This window comes from Enhydrobacter sp., assembly GCF_030246845.1.
GTDB lineage: Bacteria > Pseudomonadota > Alphaproteobacteria > Reyranellales > Reyranellaceae > Reyranella.
Genome location: NZ_CP126889.1, coordinates 1,968,705 through 1,991,263, shown reverse-complemented (window position 1 = coordinate 1,991,263; position 22,559 = coordinate 1,968,705). Strand labels below are relative to the sequence as shown.

Sequence of the window (22,559 nt, the reverse complement as noted above, 5' to 3'; positions counted from 1 at the left end):
CAGCCGAGGTCTTCGATGCGCAGGGACAGCCTGGCGACCTATCGAGCCAAACGCGATTTCAGCCGGACCGACGAACCGTCGGGCAAGGGTGCCGTCGCCGCTGCCGAGCAGCTTCGCTTCGTGATCCAGCGACACGATGCGACGCGCCTGCACTACGATTTCCGCCTGGAACTCGACGGCGTTTTCAAGTCCTGGGCGGTCACCAGGGGGCCGTCGCTCGATCCGCACGACAAGCGGCTCGCCGTCGAGGTGGAGGACCATCCGCTCGATTACGGTGATTTCGAAGGCACTATTCCCGAGGGCCAATATGGCGGCGGCACGGTGCAACTCTGGGACCGCGGGTACTGGATTCCCGAAGGCGACCCGCACGAAGGCCTGAAGCGCGGCGACCTGAAGTTCACCCTGGTTGGCGAGCGGTTGAGCGGTGCGTGGGTTCTGGTGCGCATGAAATGGGACCGCGAGCGCAACCGCGGCAGCAAGCGCACCAACTGGCTCCTGATCAAGCATCGCGACGAGGAGGCCGTCGACGGTGACGGCGATCGGCTCCTGAGGGATCCGACCTCCATCGCTTCGGGACGGACCTTGAAGGAGATCGCCCTCGGCACCGGCAGGGCGCCGACACCTTTCATGACGGGAAAGCGGCGGTCGGCCGGAGCAGTCTGGGAAAGCAACAAGAAGGGTGGCGGCAAGAAGGCAACCTTGCCCGAGACGAGGGCAAGGGCCAGAAAAGTCAGGACCATGCCTTCCTTCGTCGAGCCGCAGCTTTGCAAGCTCGTCGAACGGGCGCCGGCTGGTCGAGGCTGGGCGCACGAGGTCAAGTTCGACGGCTATCGCCTGCAGCTGCGCGTCGAGGACGGCCAGGCAGTACTGCGCACGCGCAAGGGACTCGACTGGACCGGCAAGTTCTCGGCGATCGCCAAGGCGGCGCAAAAGCTTCCGGATTGCGTCATCGATGGCGAGGCTGTCGCAATCGACGCCAATGGCGCGCCTGACTTCGGGGCGCTGCAAGCGGCCCTTTCGGAAGGGCAGTCGGACAAGCTGATCTTCTTCGCTTTCGACCTGCTGTTCGCCAAAGGCGAGGATCTGCGACGGCTGCCGTTGCGCGATCGCAAGGCGCTGCTGCAGGAATTGGTGTCCGGGCTGAAGGGCAGGCATCCGCTGATCCGCTATGTGGAGCATTTCGAGGCTGCGGGGGATACGGTGCTCGAGTCGGCCTGCCGGATGAAGTTCGAGGGGATCGTCTCAAAGGAACTCGACGCGCCCTACCATTCCGGCCGGCACGGCAGCTGGACCAAGGCCAAATGCCGCGGCGGTCAGGAGGTGATCATCGGCGGCTGGACCGGTCCCAAGCTGCGGTCGCTGATGGTGGGTGCCCACCGCGATGGCAGGCTTGTCCATGTCGGCCGGGTCGGGACCGGTTTCGGCGAGGCCGTGATGCGCAAGCTCCTGCCGCAACTCAGGGCTGTGGAGAGCAAGACCAGCCCCTTTGCACCTGGCGCCAGCCCGCCGAAAGAGAGCAACATGCACTGGGCCCGGCCGGAGCTGGTCGCCGAGATCGAGTTCGCAGGCTGGACCCGTGATGGCAATGTCCGGCAAGCGGCCTTCAAGGGTCTGCGCCGCGACAAGCCTGCCGGGGAGGTGCGGGTCGAGGAACCGGTGAAACCTGCAACCGCAAAGCTCGCCAAGCCCGACCGCGGTGGCCGCGGCAAGGGAAGGACGTCGTTCGCCCGCGGCACGGAGGGCGGCTCGGTGGTGATGGGCGTATCGATCTCGCATGCCGACAAGCCGCTGTGGTCCGACGAGCACCCGCCCATCACCAAAATCGAGCTCGCAAGATACTATGAGGAGATCGGCGACTGGATGATGGAGCACATCCAGGGCCGACCGTGCTCGATCGTGCGCACACCCGATGGGGTCGACGGCGAACGCTTCTTTCAGCGCCATGCGATGGCTGGTGGCTCGCACCTTATCACCGAGAAGGTCGTGCGGGGTGATCGCAAGCCCTACCTGCAGATCGATCGTGTCGAGGCCTTGGCAGCGATGGCGCAGATCGCCGCCACCGAGCTCCATCCCTGGAACTGCCAGCCCGATGCCCCGGAGTTGCCCGGCCGGCTGGTGTTCGATCTCGATCCGGCGCCCGACGTCGGGTTCGGAGAGGTGATCAAGGCAGCGCTGGAGATGCGGCGACGCCTGGAGAAGCTGGGGCTGGTGCCATTCTGCAAGACCACCGGCGGCAAAGGCTTGCATGTCGTGGTTCCCCTGACCTCCGACAGGAAGAGCCCGGACTGGGATGCGGCCAAGACGTTTGCCAAGGAAATCTGCCGGCGACTGTCCGATGAGCAACCCGACCGCTACGTCCTCAACATGGCGAAGAAGGAGCGCGGCGGGCGAATCTTTCTCGACTACCTGCGCAACGACCGGACTTCGACGGCGGTGGCGCCGTTGTCGCCGCGCGCGCGCAAGGGGGCGCCGGTATCGATGCCGATCGAATGGAGTCGTGTGAAGGCTGGGCTCGACCCCATGCACTACACGCTGCGCACGGCGCCGGCCCTTCTCAGGAAGGAAAGGCCCTGGCGTGGCTATGCCAAGGCGGCGCGATCCTTGCGGGCCGCCATCGAAACCCTGGTGAACGGCGAGGAGTAGCCTATGGCAAAAGAGCGGCGCGGCGCCCTGCGGCCCACCTGGGAGGGACATCTCAGGCTCTCGCTCGTCACCTGCCCGGTCGCGCTCTACACTGCGATCGAGCGCCGCGCCGACATCCATTTCAACCTGATCAATCCCAAGACCCACAACCGCATTCATATGCAGACCGTCGATGCCGGAACCGGCAAGCCTGTCGATCGCTCGGAACTGGTTCGGGGCTTTCCGGTCGCCAAGAACAAGTACGTTCTGCTCGACAAGGAAGAGCTTGACGCCGTGAAACTCGAGTCGACGCGCATCGTCGACATCGAGCATTTCGTCGATGCCGACCAGATCGACCGCATCTACTGGGACGAGCCCTATTACCTCGCGCCCTCGGGCAAGACCGGCATCGAGGCCTTTGCCGTGATCCGCGCCGCGATGGAGAAGCAGAACAAGGTGGCGCTCGGACGGCTGGTCCTGCACCAGCGCGAGCGCGTGTGCGCCCTCGAGCCGCGCGAAGGCGGCATTCTGCTCACCACCCTGCGCACGCACGACGAGATCCGCAGCAGCGACGCAGTGTTCGATCGCTCCCTGCCCCGCCCCGACACCCGCATGCTGGAAATTGCCGAGAAGATTATCGAGCAGCAGGAGGCGCCGTTCGACCCGACGGAGTTCCGGGACCGCTACGAGGAGGCGTTGCGCGATCTGATCGAGCGCAAGAAGAAGGGCGAACCGTTGGTCGCGGCCGAGCCGGAGGAGCCTGAGGGCAAGGTGGTCGATCTGATGGAGGCGCTGCGCCAAAGCCTGAAAGGTGGCGGCGCAGGCCGCGAGAAGGCGGAACGCTTCATGGCCGCGCATCGCAAAGGCGGGCGGCAGCGGACGCGCAAGCGCGGCGCCGGTCGCCGGCGGGCCGCCTGAGCGATCTGGACCACGGCCCGCCGGCAAGCGTAAAAGGCCCGCCATGGCGGGCTTTCTCTATGACGTGATCGTGGTTGGCGGCGGCCATGCCGGCTGCGAAGCAGCGGCCGCCTCGGCGCGCCTCGGCGCACGCACCCTGCTGCTCACCCATCATCTCGACACCATCGGGGAGATGTCCTGCAACCCCGCGATCGGCGGGCTGGGCAAGGGCCATCTGGTGCGCGAGATCGATGCGCTGGATGGCGTGATGGGGCGCGCTATCGATCGCGCCGGCATCCAGTTCCGCATGCTCAACCTGTCCAAGGGACCGGCCGTGCGCGGTCCGCGCGCCCAAGCCGACCGCAAGCTCTATCGCCAAGCAGTGCGAGCGCTCCTGGCCGAGCAGAGCAATCTTGAAATACGCGCGGAGGCTGTATCGGATATTCTGCTGGATGCACGCGATGCGTGTTGTGGCGTCGCCGCCCGATCTGGCGAGGAGATCCTTGCCGGACGCGTGATCCTCACCACGGGTACCTTTCTACAGGGCTTGATTCACCTCGGTGAAATGAAGATACCGGCCGGACGCGCGCGCGGGCAGCGTGACGGCCTGCCTGCGGATCTCTCGGCCGATGCAGTCGAAGAACCCTCGACAGGGCTCGCGCGAAGGTTGCAAGAAATCGGCTTTGCTCTGGGACGTCTGAAGACGGGTACACCCGCGCGTCTCGATGGCCGAACGATTGACTACGGAGGCCTCGATCGCCAGGAAGGCGATCAGCCGCCCCAAGCATTTTCGTACCTTACGCGCGAGATCGCGACGCCGCAGATCGTCTGCCATATCACGGAGACAACGCCTGCAACGCACGAGATCATCCGCGCCAATCTCCATCGTGCGCCGATGTATTCGGGACAGATCGCGAGCGTCGGTCCACGTTACTGTCCGTCGATCGAGGACAAGGTCGTGCGATTTGCAACTCGCGGCCACCATCAAATCTTTCTCGAGCCCGAAGGTCTGGACGATCCCACCGTCTATCCCAATGGTATCTCGACCTCGCTGCCGCGGGAGGTGCAGCTCGCGATGCTGCGGACCATTCCGGGATTGGAGCGCGCGGTCATGCTGCGACCGGGCTACGCGATCGAGTACGATCACATCGACCCGCGCGAACTGCATGCGACGCTGGAAACCAAGCGGATTCCCGGCCTCTACATGGCGGGCCAGATCAACGGCACCACGGGCTACGAGGAAGCGGCGGCACAGGGATTGATCGCCGGCCTCAACGCGGCCTTGGCGGCAGCCGGGTCGGCAGCTTTCCGGGTCGATCGCGCCGATGGCTATCTCGGTGTTATGATCGACGACCTCGTGAGCCTCGGAGTCACGGAGCCGTACCGGATGTTCACCTCCAGGGCCGAATATCGGCTCTGGTTGCGGGCGGACAATGCAGACCAAAGGCTAACCGCCAAAGGGATTGCCATCGGCTGCGTGAGCAGTGAGCGGGCCGAACTGTTTCACGTGAAACAGGCGGCTTTGGAAGAAGCGCGTCGCCTCGCGCTAGGTTTGACGGCCAGCCCTTCAACATTGGCGAAGAAGGGTGTGGTCATCAACCAGGATGGCGTCGTCCGGTCGGCGCTCGACCTGCTGGCGTTCCCTGGCATCAATTGGGATCGGCTGGTTCTTCTCTGGCCCGAATTGGCCATGATCCCCAGCGATGTCGCCGAGCAATTGGCGATCGACGCCCGGTACGATGGCTATCTGGCCCGGCAGCGGCTGGATATTGCGGCCTACCGACGCGACGAGGCGCTTGAGCTGCCGACCGGACTGGACTACATGGCGATCGGCGGCCTCAGCAGTGAAGTTCGCCAGAAGCTCCAGATGCACCAGCCGGCGACCTTGGGTCAGGCAGCGCGGATTTCCGGCGTGACGCCGGCCGCCCTAGTCGCATTGTTGAGGTATGTCCGTCGGCGGGCGGCCTGACAGGTGACCCCGAACAATGCTGGCCGAGAGCATTTCCGGAGGGAAATGCAGCGTCTTGGGGTCGATGTTTCACGTGAAACGGAAGAGCGTCTGGAGGTGCTCGTTCAGACCTTGGAACGATGGCAGAAAGCCATCAATCTGATTAGCGGGAAGACGCTGCGCGACGTTTGGACCCGGCACATCCTCGATTCGGCGCAGATTGTTCCCCTGTTCCCCGCCCAAATCCGAAGCCTGACCGACCTTGGCAGCGGGGGCGGTTTCCCTGGCCTGGTGGTTGCCGCCCTGCGTCCCGACCTCGATATCACCCTGATCGATTCGGATGCTCGTAAAGGAGCCTATCTCGGCGAGGCCGCTCGGCAAATGGGGCTGGCGAAGGAACCCCGGATCGTCATCGGCCGAATCGAGGCCGTACCCGCTGCGAAGGCCGACATCGTCACTGCCCGAGCCCTAGCTCCACTTGGCCAATTGCTTCACTGGGCCGCTCCCCATCGGAACGACCCCGCTATTTGCCTTTTCCACAAGGGAAAAGGATGGCAAGGTGAATTGACCGAGGCCGGTCAAGACTGGGACATTGAAGACCAGCTTTTTCCCAGCGTAACGGATCGTGCCGCCGTCCTCCTCCGACTCGACGCCTACCGGGCCAAAGATCTTCGCGATCGCTAACCAGAAAGGTGGCGTCGGCAAGACCACGACCGCCATCAATCTCGCGACGGCCTTGGCGGCCGTCGGGGAACGGGTTCTTCTGATCGACCTCGACCCGCAGGGGAATGCTTCCACCGGCCTGGGGATTGCCCGCAACGAGCGTTCGCCAGGTTCGTACGAGTTCCTGCTGGGCCTCTCCACGCTCGACGAGGCCATCCGGCCTTCGCAGATCCCGGGTCTGTCGGTCATGCCGGCTTCGGTCTCGCTTGCGGGCGCGGAGATCGAGCTGATCGACATGGAGCGTCGCGAGCATCGCTTGGCCGAGGGACTGACGGCGCCGGCCAGCGATGCCCGCAGCCGCTGGGACACGGTCCTGATCGACTGCCCGCCATCGCTCGGTCTTGTCACCTTGAACGCCTTGGTGGCGGTCGATGCCGTGCTGGTGCCGCTGCAGGCCGAGTTCCTGGCGCTCGAGGGCATCGGCGCTCTCAGCAACACCGTCGAGCGGGTCAAGAAGGTTCTCAACCGGAAGTTGCATATAGCCGGAGTCATCCTCACCATGGTTGATCGCCGCATGACCCTCAGCCAGCAAGTCGAGGCGGATGTGCGCGCGCACTTCGGTGACCTGGTGTTCGGCACAACCATTCCACGCAACGTGCGCATCGCCGAGGCGCCGTCCCACGGGCTGCCGGTCCTGATTTACGACAATGCCTGCGCCGGTTCGCAGGCCTATATCCTGCTGGCGAGCGAATTCATCCGCCGTCGGCGCACCGCCGCGGAAGCGGCCCAGCAACAGGTCTCCCATGAACCTGCCTCCTAAGCCGCGCGGCCTCGGCCGCGGCCTGTCCGCCCTCCTGGGCGACGACGATGTCGCAGCCACCGTCGCTCCCTCGTCTTCCGCCGCCAACGCCGCGGCAACCGGCGATGCGTCGCGCCCTGCACCCGCGGCCCGCACGCCCGTCACGCTGCCGATTGCGCATCTGCGGCCCGGCCGATTCCAGCCGCGCACGGTCTTCGAGGACAAGGACGGGCTGGTCGACTCGGTCCGCCAGTTCGGACTTTTGCAACCCATCCTTGTACGGCCGGTGGCCGGCGAACCGGACGCCTATGAGATCGTGGCCGGCGAACGGCGCTGGCGCGCGGCGCAGAAGGCCCAATTGCACGAGGTGCCGGTCGTCGTCCGCAGCCTCGACGATCTCGATGCCTTGCAGCTTGCCCTGATCGAGAACCTGCAGCGCACCGACCTGTCGCCGATTGAGGAGGCGATGGGCTACCGCCGCCTGATGGAGCAGTTCCATCAGACGCAGGAGGAAGTGGCGGAAACAATGGGCCGCAGCCGGCCCCATATCGCCAACACCCTGCGTCTCCTCGACCTGCCCGAGGAAGTCCGAGGGATGGTCCAGCGCCACGAGCTGAGCGCCGGCCAGGCGCGCACGCTGCTGAGCTTTGCCAACCCCGCGGCGATGGCCGAGCGCGCGGTCAAGGAAAAGCTCAGCGTGCGCGAACTCGAGCGGCTGGCGGCGGGCGAAAAGCCAAAATCTGGCAAGCCGGGCAAGGGCGGCAAGGTAACCGGTGCGGCGGGCACCAAGACCGCCGACACCAAGGCGCTCGAGCGGCGCGTCGAGGAGGCGCTGGGGCTCAAGGCGTCGCTCGTCCTGCGCGGCCTCGGCGAGCAGAGCGTCCTCACCTTGGAGATCCGCGACTACGACCAGCTCGACCTGGTCGTCGAACGCCTGACGCGGCGCTGATTTCTCTTCCCTTGCCTTAGGCGGCACGCGGCGTCGACGAGCAAGCTCTCTCTATTGCAACCGCTTTGCCGCCCGCGCGAGCAGGTCGCGAAACCATGCATGGCCGCGCTTGCCGCTGGCGGCCAAACTCCAATAGGCATCGATCATCAGCCGGCGGTGCGGATAGACGAGCTCGACGATGCGCAGGCGCCGCGACCTGGTCAACTCCTGTGCCACTTTGCGCGGCACCAGGGCGAGGCAATCACCCTGCTCGACCACGGCGCCGATCACCAAGAAATTCGGCGTCGTGCAGACCAGCGAAGTCTCGAGCGCGGAAGTCGGCTGAAGCTGCAGACGGATGTCGGGCGGCACGCGCGGATCAGATTTCATCCCGACCTGACGGGCCTGCTGGAACTCCTCGGCCGAGATGCGGGCCGGGACCGTCCGATTGGCTTCGGCGGCGATGCACACGATGTCGTCGCGCCAGAGCGGCATAGAGCCAATGCGCTTGCCCAGCCGCTCGCCGAAGGCCCGTGGCCCGATCAGGAAGTCGATGCGGGCCAGTTCGTCCGGATTGCGCAGTCGCGCCTCGGTGAATTCCAGCACGACATACGGCGCCTCGACGGCGCAGATCTCCGCCAGCACCGGAGCCAACAGGAGGCTCACGTAGTCCGCCGTCGTGACGACGAAAGGCACCGCCTCGGTCGCGGGATCGAACGGATTGGTCGAATCGAGCAGAAGGCCGATCTCGACCAACGCGCGATGCAGCGGATCGATCAAGGCCTCGGCCCTGTGCGTGAGCCGCGCGTCGCGTCCGATGAGTACCAGGAGCTGGTCCTCGAAGGTCGCGCGCAACTGACGCAGGATGCGGCTGACGCCGGGTTGCGTCATGCCGAACGCACGCGCGGTCCGCGTGACGCTACGTGTGCGCAAAAGCTCGTGGAGGATCGGCAAGGTGTCGAGCTTCACGCGATGCAGCCGCGCCACCAGTTCGCGCGGATCGGGTGCCTGGACAGCGTCGATCGGCCGGCGTGCTCTGGTCATTGGCTCTCCCATAACAATTTGTTATATGTTCTATTTCGCCTTTGATCGTTCCGGCAAGGGAGGCGGCTGACTAGCCTTTTGTCCAATCGACATTCGCCTCCAGGCGAAGGGCTTTGCGGGAGCGACGGCATGGCGGCACGGACGGGCGAGCAATTTCTCCGCGGCCTGAAGGGTGATCGCGAGATCTGGGTCGGCGGGGAGCGTGTGCGTTCGGTCGTCGATCATCCGGCCTTGCGTGGCGCGGCGCATGCGCTGGCCGAGGTGTTCGACCTGCAGCATCGCCACGCCGACGATTGCCTGATGGCCGATCCGCAGACCGGCGAGCCGATCAACGTAAGCCACATGATCCCGAGGAGCCGCGACGACCTGCAGCGACGCCATCGCGGCCTGGAGCGGGTGGCCGAGTTCTCGGCCGGTCTCATGGGCCGCACGCCCGACTACATGAACGTCACCTATGCGGGATTCGCCGGCCGTGCCGACGAATGGGCGGTGAACGGCAACGAGGAAGGTTCGGCCAACCTGGTGCGCTATCAGAAGAAGCTGGCGCGCGAGGACCTCTCCCTCACCCACACGATCGTGCATTCCACCGTCGATGCTGCGAAGGGCAAGTATCCGGTGGGCTTCGATCCGGTCCAGCTCCACAAGGTCGAGAATACGTCGAACGGCATTCTTGTGCGCGGCTCGCGGGTCCTGGCGACGCTGGCCCCCTTCGCCGACGAGCTCGCGGTCTATCCCGGCGCGATCATGCCGAATGCGGCGGACGTGCATGCGCTTTCATTCTGCATTCCCATGAATACGCCGGGCCTCAAGTTCATCTGCCGCGACAGCGTGGCGACGAACACCAATCGGTTTGAGCATCCGTTCTCCAGCCGCTTCGACGAGCAGGACGCCTTTGTGATCTTCGACGACGTCGAGGTGCCGCGCGAACGGCTGTTCATCGACGCCAACCTCGAGGTCTACAACACCGTCATGAAGACGAGCTGGTGGCCCAACATCATGCAGCAGACCATGATCCGGGCGCAGACCAAGCTCGAATTCGCCTGGGGGCTCGCCACCCGCATGGCCGAGGCGATCAATTCCGCCGCCCAGCCGCCGACGCAGCAAATGCTGGGCGAGATCGCCATGTATGCCGAGTTCACCCGCGCCTCGGTCTATGCCGCCGAGCAGGCGGCCGCCGAGATCGGCAACGGCATGTGGTCGTGCGACGGCCGCCCGTTGGCGGCGCTGCGCGCAGCTCTCCCCGTCTGGTTCCCCCGCGTGAACGAGATCATTCGTCTGATCGGCTCGCACAACCTTCTCACCACGCCGGCGCGCGGCGCGCTCGCCGACGAAACACTGCGGCCGCTGATCGACAAGTACCTGCAAGGCGTCGGCGTGGACGCCGAGCAGCGCAGCCGTCTGTTCCGGATGGCCTGGGACTTCACCGGCACTGCGCTCGGCAGCCGCAACGAGCAATACGAGCGCTTCTACCTCGCCTCGGCCGGCCGTAACCTGATCACCAACCAGGCGGTGGCTCTGGCCGGCCGTGGGCGTGCCGACCGGCTGCTTGACCGCTTCCTGCTGGAGGAGTGGGATGAAGGACAGGAAGATGGATCCCGACGTTTGGCGTCGGCCGCATCGTGAGGAGGAGCCCATGGACCAGCCGATCACGGACAAGCCGTCCGCGCCCGCGCAGGCGGTGACGCCGCGTGGCATCAACCATCTCGTGCTCAATGTTCGCGACCTCGAGGAATCGCATCGCTTCTGGACCGAGATCCTGGGCTTCCGCCAGGTCGGTGAGCTGAAGCCGACGCCGCAGCGGCCCAATCCGCCAAAGATGCGCTTCTACAGCGGCGATCGCGGCGGCCAGACTCATCACCACGACATTGCCCTGGTCGAGAACCGCGATCTGCCGGCGCCGCCTGCGGATTGGAAGATGTTCGGCATGCCGCTTGCCGTGAACCATATCGCGATCACCCTGCCCGACCGCGAGGCTTGGTCCCGGCAGCTCGCCTACCTGCAGGCGCGTGGCGTGAAGTTCGACCGCCGCGTCGAGCACGGCATGACACACAGCCTCTATATTCACGATCCCAACGGCTACGGTGTCGAGCTCCTCTACGACCTGCCGCGCGAGATTTGGGAAGGCGATATCGACGCCGCCCTCAACTATGTGAAGGTCCTGCCGACCGAAGGGGCCGAGGCGCTGGTCGATGGCACCGACAACCTGCCGAAATTCGGCGCTGCGCCACGCGGCTGAATGAAGCCGCATTGCTACCCCCCTTCGGGGCGATACTGTTTCCTGAAGTGGAGGTTGCCGTCGGACGTGGTCGTCTGCCTCAGGCTGGACTGAGCTCGGCCATCACCTTGCGCCATTCCAGGCGCAGCGCTTCGAGGTCGCGCGGTTCGCGCGACCGCTCCAAGACTTCGGCCATATCAGCCAGCCGCGCGGCACCGGCGGAGCGGGCCGCCCCCTTGAGCTGATGGGCGAGCTCGGCCAGCCTTGCCGGGTCGTTCGTCGCCTTGTCGATTTCGTCCAGGAGCCGGGCGCCCGCCGTTCTGAAGCGCTCCAGCACGCGCTCGACGGTGGCCGGGTTGTCGCCGAACATGCCTGACACGACAGAGCGATCGACGGCGCCGCCATTGCCCGCCGAAGGAACGGCGATGGCTTGCCGCGCGACCGCGTCTCGCAGACGCTCCAAGGTGAGCGGCTTGGTGAGATAGCCGTCCATGCCCGCCGCGAGGCAGCGCTCGGCCTCGCCTTTCAGGGCGTTGGCGGTCAGCGCCAGGATAGGGGTGCGCGGGCGGTCGGGGTTGACGCCTTCCTCCGCGCGGATCTGGCGGGTCAGCTCGAAGCCGTCCATGTCGGGCATGTGGATGTCGGTTAGCAGCAGCGCGTAAGGCTGGCTGCGCCACCGTGTCAGCGCTTCGATGCCGTTGCTCGCGGTGTCGAGGGCGAGGCCCAGTATCTCGAACTGGCCGATCAGAACCTCGAGGTTGACGTCGTTGTCGTCAACCGCCAGCACGCGCGCGCCGGCTGCCGCCAGCGGCAGATGCTCCTTCGCCGGCTCCCCGACGGACGCCTCACCCGGCACGTCCGATGCACGCCGGACCTTAAGGGTGACGGTAAAGGTCGAGCCTTCGCCGGGTCTGCTTTCGACGGTCACGGTGCCGCCCATCAGCTCGGCCAGCCGGCGCACGATGGAAAGACCGAGCCCCGTGCCGCCGTAGCGCCGGGTCGTCGAGCTGTCGGCCTGGGAGAACGGCTTGAACAGCCGCTCCTGTTGCCGGCGGTCCATGCCGATACCGGTGTCCGATACCGACAGTGCCAGCGTCACCGCCCTTTCGTCCCCGTCGACGGCGCGGACGCGGACCGCAATGCGCCCGACATCGGTGAACTTGGCAGCATTGCCGATCAGATTGAACAGAATCTGGCGCAGGCGGGTGGCGTCGGCCAGCAGCGCATCAGGCGTGCCCGACTCGATCGTCGTGTGAAGGGCGAGACCCTTCTTCTCGACCTGGACCGACAGTGTCTCGATCGCGCTGCCGACGAGGGCGCGCAGCGAGAACGGCGCCTCCTCGAGTTCCATGCGGCCAGCCTCGATCTTGGAAAAGTCCAGGACGTCGTCGATGATGCGCAAGAGGGCGGTCGCAGAGCGCCGCACCGTGCCCACCAGGCGCTTCTGCCGCTCGTTCAGCGGCTCGCGCTCCAGGAGTTCGGCCGTGCCGACCACACCGTTCATCGGCGTGCGCATCTCGTGGCTCATGGTGGCGAGGAATGTGGACTTGGCCTGGTTCGCAGCCTCGGCCTCGTCACGAGCGCGCTCCGACTCGGCACGCGCCAACTGGAGCTTTTCCTCGCGCTCGACGATGTCGGTGAGATCTCGGTGAATGGTGAGCACGCGACCGTCGGTAAGACGCCGGTACGTAACTTCGACCGTCCGACCAGTGATCGTACGCCTGCGCTGCGGTGGCTCGTTGGCGGCTTCGAAACGGGCGACGCGGGTGGCGACCCAGCCGTCCAGGCCCCCCGGCAGGCGATCGAGCGGCCCGTAGTCGCCACGCCGCGCGCGGTAACGGATGATGTCGGCAAAGGTCGGCAGCGTGGCCATGAAGCTGTTCGACATGCTGTGCAGCCGCGCCATGGCGGGGTTCTGGTAGACCCAGCGGCCGTCCGCTTCGTAGAGCAACACGCCGTCGCTCATGTTGTCGAACACCGCCTCCAGCACGGCGCGGGCCTGCTGGGCTTCCTTCTCGCGGCGGGCGTGAAGCCTGGCGAGGTCCTCATGATCGATCGCCAGCGCCACCTGCTTGCGCTGCAGCCGGTGCTGCACCGTGTTTTGCAGAAGCAAAGCGACGAGATAGAGAAGCACGCCGATCCCGGCGGGCCGGCTGACGGGGCCGCCGACCCACAGCAGCCCAGCCGACAGCATCAGGAGACAAATGCACACGAGCAGTGTGTAACTGCGCGGCTCGTAGGTGCGGCCCGGCGGCAACGCCGTGATCGCGCACAAGATGGAAGCGACGAATATCCCGGGCGCCGTCGCGGAATGGATGACCAGCAGCAGACCGGCCAGACCATACGAAAGCCCGGTCACGCCGGCGAGCACGATGTAGCGCCACCGCCACCCCTCCGTCTCATAGGTATCGGGGGCACGGCGATAAATCCGTTCTAGCCGGATGAAGGCCATCATCGACGAGATGTGCAAGGCGGCCGGTACCGCGAAAGCCCACCACGGCGCACTGTCGCCGCAAGCCATCCAGAACAGTCCCCAAATCGCCAGGGCGAGCAGTCGAAGATTGTTGCCCGTCATCAAGGCGTCGGTCATCGCGCGCTCGATGCGGTCGTCGTCGGGAGGCCTGCTCTCCGGCGTGGAAACGAGAGTGGTCACAGTCACCCGAATATCGTCCACCTCCGCTGTTTCCTCGCGGTAACGCGGAGGTCCAAAAATGTTTCGTCGGTTTCGTTGCCCGCTTTCGTCACAGCCACTCCACGCAACACATGAAACCAATCGGCGACGAGCCGCAATGACGGGGAAACCTTGCCGTCCCTACCCTTCGCCCTGTCGATCGCGGCGTTGCGCGGTCCAACGGTCACACTCGGGAGGGAAGCGGCGATGGTGGTCCGCCTGCTCACACATCCCTTGGCAGAAGACATCTTCGTCTTCCTGAGCCTCGGTTCGATTCTGCTCAGCGCTGGCCTCGTCGGGTCGCTGTGGTGGAGCGTGCCTTCGGATGAAGATGGCTTTTCGCATCGCACGCCGGCGCCCGTGACGACGGCCAGCGCTGCGTCGCCTTTGGTGCCGTCGGGAAGCTTGTCCATCGCCTGCGCCAGGTATTCGGGTTTCGTCGAGGAGGCCGCCCTGGCTGGTTGCCGGCGCTAGGCTCCTCGCGCTCTACGGCGTCGGTTCACATACCCCCCGACGCTCACGGTAGGCGTCCTCGCCGGCCGTGCTCAAACGGTGCCCCCTTCCCGGGGCGCCGTTTGAGGTGCTTGAGGTCGGTCAAATGGGGCGGCAGGATGGCCGCATGGCCATCCGCCCCAAAGACACGCGCCCTCACGTCATAGTAGTGGAGGATGAACAGTTTCAACGCGAAACGCTGGTCGATTTCCTCCACGAGAATGGCTTTCGCCCGTCTGGCGTGGAGTCAGGCCTCGCTCTGCGAAAGCTGGTGGAAAAAGATCCACCAGCTCTCGTTCTTCTCGACCTGCGCCTGCCGGGCGGCGAGGATGGCTTCGCCTTGGCCCGGTTCCTGCGCGAGCGCAGCCGGCGTGTCGGCATCATCATGCTCACCGCCAGCAGCGACACTGTGGATCAGGTGGTCGGGCTGGAGACGGGTGCCGACGACTATATCGCCAAGCCCTACGAATCCCGGGCCTTGCTGGCGCGCATGAAGGCGGTGCTGCGCCGGGCCGGCGGCCCGGAGGCGGCTACGCCCGGGGCGCGGGTGCGCATGGGCAAGTGCTTGCTCGACCTCAAAACGCGTCGCATGACCGCCTTGTCCGGTGAGGACGTTCCGCTGCGGGCCGGCGAGTTCGAGCTCCTGAAGCTGTTCGCGGAGAATCCCAACCGGCCGCTCAGTCGCGACTGGCTGCTCGAGACCACCAGCCACCGCGAGATGGAGGCGTTCGACCGCGCCATCGACATCCGCATCCTGCGCATCCGGCGCAAGATCGAGGCAGACCCTGCGCGGCCAACGTCGATCCGTACCGTTCGCGGCGCCGGCTATATGTTCGTGCCGCCGGACGACTGACGCTTCGGAACTTCGTCTCCCGATCGGCGTTGATCCGGCAACGGCCGGACGCAACGTTCGTCCGCAGGCGGGAGGTCGCACGAATGTCGAGCGAGACATTGCATGAAAATCCGGACGACCTGGGCAGTGATGTCATCGATGTGCATCGCGCGATCGTTTCGGTGATGGAAGAGCTTGAGGCCGTTGACTGGTACAACCAGCGCGCCAAAGCCACCGCCAATCCGGAGCTGCGCGCCATCCTCGAGCACAATCGCGACGAGGAGAAGGAACACGCCTCGATGGTGCTGGAGTGGCTGCGGCGCGCCGATCCCGTGCTGAGCCGGCACTTCAGGACATATCTCTTCACGGAAGGCCAGGTTACCGAGATCGAGGCCGAGGCCGAGCACGGCGGCGGAGGCGCAGAATCGACGGTCACGGATGGCGACGGCAGCTTGGGCATCGGCAGCCTGCGGCGGGTCGGTCAATGAATCATCTCTTCCGCGAAAAAGCGCCCGTCACACCGGCTGGCTGGGCGGAGATCGAGAAGGAGGCCAAGCGCACCCTTCGGACCTTGCTGGCAGCGCGCCGCGTCGTCGACTTTTGCGGACCTCTGGGGTGGGGATCGTCCGACGTCGAGCTGGGACGGGCCGATCCGATCGCCTCGCCGGCCGGCGCCGACGGAGTGCAGGCGCGCCTGCGGCGCATCCAGCCGCTCGTGGAGCTGCGCATTCCCTTCGAGATGACACGCGCCGAGCTCGATGCCATCGACCGCGGCGCGCGCGATCCCGATCTCGATGCCGTCACCGCCGCAGCGCGGGAGATCGCGATCGCCGAGGACCGCGCGATTTTCCATGGCTACGAAGCGGCGCACATCGCCGGGATCTGCCAGGCGGCAGCCGGCAGCGCCGTGCCGCTCGGCACCAGCCATCACGACTATCCGGGCGCGATCGCCGCGGCGATGATGAAGCTGCGCGACCAGGGCGTCGAAGGGCCACTGGCGGTCGTGCTGAACGAGCAGCTCTACAAGGATCTCGCGGCCCGCACCGAGGGCGGCTATCCGATGCTGACCCACGTGAAGCGCCTCATCGACGGCGAGATCGTTCCGGCGTTGGGGCTGGAGGGCGGACTCGTGCTTTCCATGCGGGGCGGCGATTTCGAGCTCTCGGTCGGCCAGGATTTCTCCATCGGCTATCTCGAGCACACCACCGAGCGCGTGCGGCTCTACATCGAGGAAAGCTTCACCTTCCTGGTCCTGACCGAGCAGGCCGCCGTGCCCCTGACGGCAGGCGCCGGCAAGAAGTAGGCTCTATCGGCGCGCTTGCGATGTGCGGGCGCTCTTTGGGAACTGGGCAAGGCCCAGGCAAAGGCGGCGGGCAATCGCCTCGTCCGGCAGACCGGTGCTCTTGCAGTCGATCTCCGCCTCGAGAATCCTCGACAGGGCGGCGCTCAGGCGAGACAAGGGCCACGTCTTCAAATGCAGCTCGAAGCGCTGCCGCACGGGGCCGCCGCGCGGCAAGCCGCGTGCCCTGAACATCGCGCTTTCGAAATTGCCGCTCTTGGCGTGGCTCGCGACCAGGTGGAGCTGGTCGGCATGGCGCTGGACGGCGCGCACGAGCTGCACGGCGTTGCCGCCCTCGGCGAAGACGCGATCGAGTGCGCGGTCGAGCGCTGCTTCATCGCCGCCGAAGGTGGCGGCAATCACATTGTCGATGCCGACGGCGGCCGTATCGCCCAGGACGGCGACGGCGTCATCGAGCGTGATGGTCTTGCCCGGATCGCCCTCCTTGTAGAGCAGCAGCTTCTCGATCTCGTTGCGCGTCTGACCTCGATCGCCGCCCAGGCGCTGGACGATCCAGTCGAGCGCATCGGCCTCGACGCCAAGGCCCGCGCCACGCGCCGCGCTTTCCACCAACCCCTCGAGGACGCCGGTCGTATCGGGATAGCACGGCAAGGCGGCGAGCCTGGGATCGGTCTCGGCCAGTGTGCGAAGCTGCGAGCGCGGCGTGAGGTTGCCGGCTTCGAGCACCACCAGCGCGTCGCCCGTGCCGGCAGCCGCCAGGTTCTCGAGTGCAGTCACCGACTCCTCGCCGGCCGGCCGCACACGGACGACCCGCCGGCCGCCCATCAGAGACAGGGCCGAGAACTCGTCGGCCAGGCGTGCCGGGTCACCCTTCAGGACCTCGCCCGCGATGTCGACCACCCGGAACGGGTCTTTGAGATCGGGACATACCGTCGTGGCGAGCGCCATCGCCCGCTCGGCTACCAAGCCCTCGTCGTTGCCGTAGACGAGGATGCCGCGGACCGTTGGATGCGGCTTCTTGAGGAACGCGTCGACTTGGCGCGGCTCGATCTTCACGCCGCCCCTATACCACGACGTTGACCAGACGATTCGGCACGACGACAACGCGCTTCTGCGGCTTGCCGGCCATCGCCTTCTGGACATTGGCGTTGGCAAGAGCCGCAGCCGTATTCGCTTCCTGTGAGGCATCCTTCGGCATCTTGATCGTGCCGCGCAACTTGCCGTTGACCTGCAGGGCGATCGTGACCGTGTCATCGACCAGCAGCGCCTCCTCGACAGCCGGCCACGGCTCCTCGGCCAGCAGGGTCTTGTGGCCCAGCGCCTGCCACAGTTCCTCGCCGAGATGGGGCGTCATGGGAGCAATCAGACGAACGAAGATCTCCAATGCCTCGCGCAGCGCCCATTTGTGCGAGGCGTCTTCGGGCGTCCTGTCGGCGATCGTGCTGGCGAGCTCATAGAGCCTCGCGACAGCCTTGTTGAAATGAAAAGCCTCGATGTCGGCAGACAGGCCCGCCGCTGTCCGGTGCGCTGCGCGCCTGAGGCCGAGCGCAGCGTCGGAGAAGGAGGCCGGCCTGGGCGTGCCGACGGCGGGCAGAGCGGCCAGGGCTTCGGTGGCGATGCGGTGCAGGCGCTGCTGGAAGCGCCAGGCGCCGGCGACGCCCGCCTCCGTCCATTCGAGATCCCGCTCGGGCGGGCTGTCGGACAGCATGAACCAGCGCGCGGTGTCGGCGCCGTAGTCGCGAATAATCTGGTCGGGATCGACGACATTCTTCTTCGACTTGGACATCTTCTCCGAGCGGCCGACCTCGACCGGAGTCTTGTCGGAGATGCGCACCACCTTTCCGCCGCTGCGCTCCACCTCCTCCGGCAGCAGCCATGTGCCGTCGCTCGCGCGGTAGGTCTCGTGGCAGACCATGCCTTGCGTGAAAAGGCCGTCGAACGGCTCGTCGCGGTCGGTCATCTGCACTTCGCGCATGGCACGGGTCCAGAAACGCGAATAGAGCAGATGCAGGATCGCGTGCTCGATGCCGCCAATATATTGATCGACCGGCATCCAGTAGCGGTTCTCCGCGCGATCGAATGGCGCCGTGGCGAGATGCGGCGAGGTGAAACGGTCGAAATACCAGCTCGAATTGACGAAGGTGTCGAACGTGTCGGTCTCGCGCTCCGCCTTGCCGCCGCAAACCGGACAGGAAACGTGCTTCCACGTCGGGTGATGATCGAGCGGGTTGCCGGGGCGGTCGAAGGTCACATCCTCCGGCAAGCGCACCGGCAGATCTTTTTCAGGCACCGGCACCACGCCGCAGCTTTCGCAATGGATGGCGGGGATCGGCGTGCCCCAGTAGCGCTGGCGCGAGACCAGCCAGTCGCGCTGCCGGTACTGGATGGTCCCCTTGCCCAACCCCCTCTCCTCCAGGCGTGCGATCACCTTCGCCTTGGCCTCCTCGACCGTGAGTCCGTTCAGGAAGTCGGAGTTGATGAGAATGCCATCCTCGGTGAAGGCTGCGTCCGCGACGCTGAAGGTCTTGGGATCGGCATCCTTCGGCATGACCACCGGCAGGATCGGCAGCTCGTACTTGGCTGCGAACTCGTGATCGCGCTCGTCATGGCCCGGACAGCCGAAGATCGCGCCGGTACCGTATTCCATCAGGACGAAATTGGCGGCATAGACCGGCAGCGTCTTGCCTGACAGCAGGGGATGCTTGGTGAGCAATGGCAGCTTGTAGCCCTGCTTCTCGGCGGTCTCGAGCTCGGCCGCCGCAGTGCCCGTCTTGCGGCACTCGGCGATGAAGCGCTGCAGGCCGGGGTCGTTCCGGGCGAGCTCGGCGACCAGCGGATGGTCGACCGACAGCGCCATGAACGAGGCGCCGAAAAGCGTGTCGGGCCGTGTGGTGAAGATCTCGAGTCTGCCGCGGTCTTGGCCGGACGAGTCGACGAGCGGCCAGAACACGCGTGCGCCGCGGCTTCTGCCGATCCAGTTGGCCTGCATCAGCCGCACCTTTTCAGGCCAGCGGTCGAGCGTGTCCAGGCGCTCCAGCAGCTCTTCGGTGAAGGCGGTCATGCGCAGATTCCACTGCGTCAGCTTGCGCCGCTCGACGACGGCACCGGTGCGCCAGCCCCGGCCCTCGATCACCTGCTCGTTGGCGAGGACGGTGTTGTCTACCGGATCCCAGTTCACCCAGGCCTCGCTGCGGTAGGCCAGCCCCGCCTTCCAGAAGTCGAGAAACATCTTCTGTTCATGGCGATAGTAGTCGGGATCGCAGGTGGCAATCTCGCGGCTCCAGTCCAGCGACAGCCCCATCGACTTGAGCTGCGCCTTCATCGTGGCGATGTTCTCGTAGGTCCATTTCTTGGGGTGGACCTTTTTCTCCATCGCCGCGTTCTCGGCCGGCAGGCCGAACGCATCCCAGCCCATTGGATGCAGGACATTGAAGCCCTTGGCGCGCTTGTAGCGGGCGATCACGTCGCCCTGGGTATAATTGCGCACGTGGCCCATATGGATGCGCCCCGACGGATAGGGGAACATCTCGAGCACATAGTATTTCGGTCGCTTGGGGTCCATGACGGCACGAAAGGTCCGGCGTTCCTCCCAGACCTTCTGCCACTTGGCCTCGGTCTCGCGAAAATTGTAGCGCGGCGGCTGCGACGACCCTTGAGGCGAGGACATTGCGGACGACACGGGCTCACTCCCAGAACGACAGAGGCCGCAGCGGATGCCCCCTGCAGCCCCTCACGTCAAGCTTTGTCGAACAACGCGCGCGGGTGGCGCCGCGTTTCGCGATCAGCTTCCGCCCTGGGCGATGCGCAACTGCCGCGCGCGCGTGAGGATCGCGTTCTCGATGTCGGTGTTGGTGTGCGGATCGACCGGGGCGTCGACCCAGCCGCCACCCTTGGGGTTGAGCTGCTGCTTGAACACCGAGACTCGCACGCCATCGGCCCTAAGTGCGCGGTCGAGGATGGTGACCTGCACCTTCATGCGCTCGTTGGGCGATTCGGCCGGCGTGTACCAGTCGGTGATGATCACGCCACCGAACGGATCGGCTTGGACCAGCGGGATGAAATTGATGGTGTCGAGGCTGGCGCGCCAAAGGAAGGCGTTGACCGCGACGCCGGTGCCCTGATCGTCCTTCTTGTCCGACTTGGAGCCGAACAGCCCGCCGGGACCGAACAGGCTGCCCTCTTCGCGGTTCTGGCCGGCGAGACCCTGGGTCGCTTCCGCCCGGAAGACAGGTCCGCTGGCGCCAATATCGCGTTCCTTGATGGCGCTGGGATTGCCCACGCCGCAGCCTGCCAACGACAGCGCCAGGCCGGCCACCAAAAGCCCGAACAAGGAGGAATGACGCAAAATCCGGCTGCCTCCGCTTCCCGCGGCAAAATCTGCCATGACCTACCCGTTGATGCCCGCTTCCTGCCCCAGAAGCAGCGCGGGACCATAGGCGTGCATACTGGCCGCCGCAAGGGGCAGAATGGCGCGCCATCAACAAGGTCTTTTTTTGGGATTAACTCGATCTTTTCGCGAGACCTAAGCGTGCTGACAAGTCGGGTCGCCGACAGGCCGAGAATGGCCCAAAATGTGACAAAGACGCCACACGTCCGGAGAGATTCGGGTCTGATTGCGTCCATTCCTTGACCCTGCTTTTGACCGTGTGTTTTTATCGGTCGGTCGCATTGGCGGGAGAGCGCGTGGCCGCGAACACGCAGTCCGTCGGTCAGACAAAGGCCTTTGGGAATGTACCAGTCTCTGATCAATGAGAGAGGGAGAATGATGAAAAAGCTACTGCTAGGCTCGACTGCCTTGGCCGTTGGCGGCCTGGTGGCGGCCCCTGCCATGGCAGCCGATCCGATCAAGATGGGCGTCGGCGGCTACTACCAGTTTTACGCGCTCGCCGGCTCGATGGAGAGCACCTACGCCACGAACGGGACTTGGGCGTCGTACAAGGGCATCCAGTTCATCCAGGAAGGTGAAATTCACTTCAACGGCCAGACCAAGCTGGACAACGGCACGTCGATTGGCGTCCATGTCGAGCTCGAAGGTTGGGATGCCCCGGCCGGCCGCCATATCGACGAAGCCTACCTGTTCGCCTTCGGCGATTGGGGCCGCGTCGAGTTCGGCGGCCGCGACGACGGCCCCTACCGTATGCTCTACGGTGCGCCGTCGGCCCTGCTCGGCTTCGGCTTCTTCCAGCACAACACGTCCTTCAGCTGGACCAATCCGACAGCCAACGGCAACAACAAGGCGGCGTTCCATATCTCGGACATGGCCATCGACGGCCAGTTCCAGGACGAGAACCGCATCAACTACTTCACGCCGCGCTTCGCCGGCTTGCAGATCGGCGTCAGCTATGCGCCAAAGATCAACATCTCGTCGACGGCAGCGGGCGGCCAAGGTCTGGCTGCGGCGCAGAACGGTCAGGTACAGACCTGCGGCTACAATGACCCGACCACTGCCAACGGCTGCTTGACCAACGATTATTCGTGGCAGGATGCCATTGCCGTCGGCGCCAACTACCTGAACAAGTTCGGCGATTTCTCGGTGGCGGCTTTCGTAGCCTACTCGTATGCCAGCTTCGTGCCGGGTTATCAGCCGTTCCAGTCGGCAGCCAACGTGGCGACCGGCGCCAACCTGTCGTCGTGGAAGCAGTTCGCCGCCGGCCTGCAGTTCAGCGCCTACGGCTTCACCCTCGGTGGTTCGTACATCTGGGACAACAACGGTCTCGGCTCGAACTACTATACCGGCCAGAACAACGACACCAACGCCTTCGCCGTCGCCCTGATGTACGAGACGGGGCCGTGGCAGTTTTCTGCTGGCGTGAACGTCTCCTACAACAACAACGGCAACGGCAGCTTGACTGCCGTCAACTGCGCCACCGGCGACACGGCCTGCACGGTCTTCCGACCGGCGACGTTCGCTGCGGCGTTCGGCACCAGCCCGACCTCGCTGAGGTTCGGCACGGAAACGGCGTCGAAGATCGAGGTTGGCGCCAACTACGCGCTCGGACCGGGCGTGAAGATGATCGGCGGCCTGATCTTCAACAACCTGCAGGGTCCGTCGAACGCAGTGGCCGGCCAGTCTTGGGCTGCCCTGCTGGGCATGGACTTCCGCTTCTAGTCGCAACCGACTGGACCGAGACGGAAAGAGCGGGCGAAG

Annotated in this window: 18 protein-coding genes; 13 read left to right on the top strand and 5 right to left on the bottom strand. The window is 65.5% G+C overall.

What is annotated here, in order from left to right; all coding sequences use genetic code 11:
* Window positions 1–15 precede the first annotated feature (15 nt).
* From ligD to OJF58_RS10000, 6 genes are read left to right on the top strand one after another with little or no spacing between them, the layout of a single operon-like run.
* On the top strand, window positions 16–2,643 hold the full coding sequence (ligD, locus tag OJF58_RS10025; RefSeq protein WP_300783940.1) for a DNA ligase D: 2,628 nt from the start codon (window positions 16–18) through the stop codon (window positions 2,641–2,643).
* A gap of 3 nt (window positions 2,644–2,646) precedes the next feature.
* The gene (locus OJF58_RS10020) at window positions 2,647–3,540 is read left to right on the top strand and encodes a Ku protein (RefSeq protein WP_300783939.1); all 894 of its coding nucleotides are present in this window, start codon (window positions 2,647–2,649) and stop codon (window positions 3,538–3,540) included.
* 43 nt (window positions 3,541–3,583) lie between these two features.
* Entirely contained in the window at window positions 3,584–5,488 is a 1,905-nt protein-coding gene (mnmG, locus tag OJF58_RS10015; RefSeq protein ID WP_300783937.1) for a tRNA uridine-5-carboxymethylaminomethyl(34) synthesis enzyme MnmG, read from the top strand.
* A 45-nt stretch (window positions 5,489–5,533) separates the two neighbouring features.
* The gene (gene rsmG / locus OJF58_RS10010; protein WP_300783936.1) at window positions 5,534–6,151 is read left to right on the top strand and encodes a 16S rRNA (guanine(527)-N(7))-methyltransferase RsmG; all 618 of its coding nucleotides are present in this window, start codon (window positions 5,534–5,536) and stop codon (window positions 6,149–6,151) included.
* On the top strand, window positions 6,093–6,950 hold the full coding sequence (locus OJF58_RS10005; RefSeq protein ID WP_300783935.1) for an AAA family ATPase: 858 nt from the start codon (window positions 6,093–6,095) through the stop codon (window positions 6,948–6,950). Before rsmG ends, OJF58_RS10005 begins: the two co-directional genes overlap by 59 nt.
* Window positions 6,934–7,878, top strand: coding sequence for a ParB/RepB/Spo0J family partition protein (locus OJF58_RS10000; protein WP_300783934.1), 945 nt, complete (start codon window positions 6,934–6,936; stop codon window positions 7,876–7,878). The genes OJF58_RS10005 and OJF58_RS10000 overlap by 17 nt, the downstream gene beginning before the upstream one ends.
* Before the next feature lie 51 nt (window positions 7,879–7,929).
* Here the strand turns inward: OJF58_RS10000 and OJF58_RS09995 are convergent, their stop codons facing one another.
* On the bottom strand, window positions 7,930–8,901 hold the full coding sequence (locus OJF58_RS09995; protein ID WP_300783932.1) for a LysR family transcriptional regulator: 972 nt from the start codon (window positions 8,899–8,901) through the stop codon (window positions 7,930–7,932).
* Window positions 8,902–9,030: 129 nt separating this feature from the next.
* Between OJF58_RS09995 and OJF58_RS09990 the strand changes: the two genes are divergently transcribed.
* Both OJF58_RS09990 and OJF58_RS09985 read left to right on the top strand, forming a co-directional pair.
* Window positions 9,031–10,524: a 4-hydroxyphenylacetate 3-hydroxylase N-terminal domain-containing protein gene (locus OJF58_RS09990; protein ID WP_300783931.1), complete on the top strand. Its 1,494-nt coding sequence runs from the start codon at window positions 9,031–9,033 to the stop codon at window positions 10,522–10,524.
* Between the two features lie 10 nt (window positions 10,525–10,534).
* Complete coding sequence (locus tag OJF58_RS09985) at window positions 10,535–11,137, top strand: VOC family protein (RefSeq protein ID WP_300783930.1); 603 nt, start codon at window positions 10,535–10,537, stop codon at window positions 11,135–11,137.
* A 79-nt stretch (window positions 11,138–11,216) separates the two neighbouring features.
* Here OJF58_RS09985 and OJF58_RS09980 read toward each other — a convergent pair whose 3' ends face one another.
* Window positions 11,217–13,568: an ATP-binding protein gene (locus OJF58_RS09980; protein WP_300783928.1), complete on the bottom strand. Its 2,352-nt coding sequence runs from the start codon at window positions 13,566–13,568 to the stop codon at window positions 11,217–11,219.
* A 426-nt stretch (window positions 13,569–13,994) separates the two neighbouring features.
* Here OJF58_RS09980 and OJF58_RS09975 point away from each other — a divergent pair, with 426 nt between their 5' ends.
* From OJF58_RS09975 to OJF58_RS09960, 4 genes are all read left to right on the top strand, one after another.
* A complete protein-coding gene (locus OJF58_RS09975; protein ID WP_300783927.1) occupies window positions 13,995–14,261 on the top strand; it encodes a hypothetical protein in 267 nt (88 codons plus the stop codon).
* 124 nt (window positions 14,262–14,385) lie between these two features.
* The gene (locus tag OJF58_RS09970; protein ID WP_366526827.1) at window positions 14,386–15,132 is read left to right on the top strand and encodes a response regulator; all 747 of its coding nucleotides are present in this window, start codon (window positions 14,386–14,388) and stop codon (window positions 15,130–15,132) included.
* An 83-nt stretch (window positions 15,133–15,215) separates the two neighbouring features.
* On the top strand, window positions 15,216–15,599 hold the full coding sequence (locus OJF58_RS09965; protein WP_300783924.1) for a ferritin-like domain-containing protein: 384 nt from the start codon (window positions 15,216–15,218) through the stop codon (window positions 15,597–15,599).
* On the top strand, window positions 15,596–16,414 hold the full coding sequence (locus tag OJF58_RS09960) for a family 1 encapsulin nanocompartment shell protein (RefSeq protein WP_300783923.1): 819 nt from the start codon (window positions 15,596–15,598) through the stop codon (window positions 16,412–16,414). The genes OJF58_RS09965 and OJF58_RS09960 overlap by 4 nt, the downstream gene beginning before the upstream one ends.
* 3 nt (window positions 16,415–16,417) lie before the next feature.
* On the opposite strand, the gene holA is transcribed toward OJF58_RS09960, so the two are convergent.
* From holA to OJF58_RS09945, 3 genes are all read right to left on the bottom strand, one after another.
* On the bottom strand, window positions 16,418–17,467 hold the full coding sequence (gene holA / locus OJF58_RS09955; RefSeq protein ID WP_300783921.1) for a DNA polymerase III subunit delta: 1,050 nt from the start codon (window positions 17,465–17,467) through the stop codon (window positions 16,418–16,420).
* A gap of 7 nt (window positions 17,468–17,474) precedes the next feature.
* Window positions 17,475–20,078 carry a leucine--tRNA ligase gene (leuS, locus tag OJF58_RS09950; RefSeq protein ID WP_300785235.1) on the bottom strand — a complete coding sequence of 868 codons (2,604 nt, stop codon included), beginning with the start codon at window positions 20,076–20,078 and terminating at the stop codon, window positions 17,475–17,477.
* A gap of 114 nt (window positions 20,079–20,192) precedes the next feature.
* Window positions 20,193–20,756: a DUF3576 domain-containing protein gene (locus tag OJF58_RS09945; protein WP_300783919.1), complete on the bottom strand. Its 564-nt coding sequence runs from the start codon at window positions 20,754–20,756 to the stop codon at window positions 20,193–20,195.
* 384 nt (window positions 20,757–21,140) lie between these two features.
* On the opposite strand from OJF58_RS09945, the gene OJF58_RS09940 reads away from it, so the two are divergent.
* Window positions 21,141–22,520 (top strand): porin, encoded by a 1,380-nt coding sequence (locus OJF58_RS09940; RefSeq protein WP_366526826.1) that lies wholly within the window; start codon window positions 21,141–21,143, stop codon window positions 22,518–22,520.
* Window positions 22,521–22,559: the final 39 nt, after the last annotated feature.

Excerpts from the sequence above, each read along its gene's own strand:
- ligD (WP_300783940.1), top strand. The coding sequence starts at position 16 with ATGCGCAGGGACAGCCTGGCGACCTATCGAGCCAAACGCGATTTCAGC.
- OJF58_RS10020 (WP_300783939.1), top strand. The coding sequence starts at position 2,647 with ATGGCAAAAGAGCGGCGCGGCGCCCTGCGGCCCACCTGGGAGGGACAT.
- mnmG (WP_300783937.1), top strand. The coding sequence starts at position 3,584 with ATGGCGGGCTTTCTCTATGACGTGATCGTGGTTGGCGGCGGCCATGCC.
- rsmG (WP_300783936.1), top strand. The coding sequence starts at position 5,534 with ATGCAGCGTCTTGGGGTCGATGTTTCACGTGAAACGGAAGAGCGTCTG.
- OJF58_RS10000 (WP_300783934.1), top strand. The coding sequence starts at position 6,934 with ATGAACCTGCCTCCTAAGCCGCGCGGCCTCGGCCGCGGCCTGTCCGCC.
- OJF58_RS09995 (WP_300783932.1), bottom strand. The coding sequence starts at position 8,901 with ATGACCAGAGCACGCCGGCCGATCGACGCTGTCCAGGCACCCGATCCG.
- OJF58_RS09990 (WP_300783931.1), top strand. The coding sequence starts at position 9,031 with ATGGCGGCACGGACGGGCGAGCAATTTCTCCGCGGCCTGAAGGGTGAT.
- OJF58_RS09985 (WP_300783930.1), top strand. The coding sequence starts at position 10,535 with ATGGACCAGCCGATCACGGACAAGCCGTCCGCGCCCGCGCAGGCGGTG.
- OJF58_RS09980 (WP_300783928.1), bottom strand. The coding sequence starts at position 13,568 with ATGGCCTTCATCCGGCTAGAACGGATTTATCGCCGTGCCCCCGATACC.
- OJF58_RS09975 (WP_300783927.1), top strand. The coding sequence starts at position 13,995 with ATGGTGGTCCGCCTGCTCACACATCCCTTGGCAGAAGACATCTTCGTC.
- OJF58_RS09970 (WP_366526827.1), top strand. The coding sequence starts at position 14,386 with ATGGGGCGGCAGGATGGCCGCATGGCCATCCGCCCCAAAGACACGCGC.
- OJF58_RS09965 (WP_300783924.1), top strand. The coding sequence starts at position 15,216 with ATGTCGAGCGAGACATTGCATGAAAATCCGGACGACCTGGGCAGTGAT.
- OJF58_RS09960 (WP_300783923.1), top strand. The coding sequence starts at position 15,596 with ATGAATCATCTCTTCCGCGAAAAAGCGCCCGTCACACCGGCTGGCTGG.
- leuS (WP_300785235.1), bottom strand. The coding sequence starts at position 20,078 with ATGTCCTCGCCTCAAGGGTCGTCGCAGCCGCCGCGCTACAATTTTCGC.
- OJF58_RS09940 (WP_366526826.1), top strand. The coding sequence starts at position 21,141 with ATGTACCAGTCTCTGATCAATGAGAGAGGGAGAATGATGAAAAAGCTA.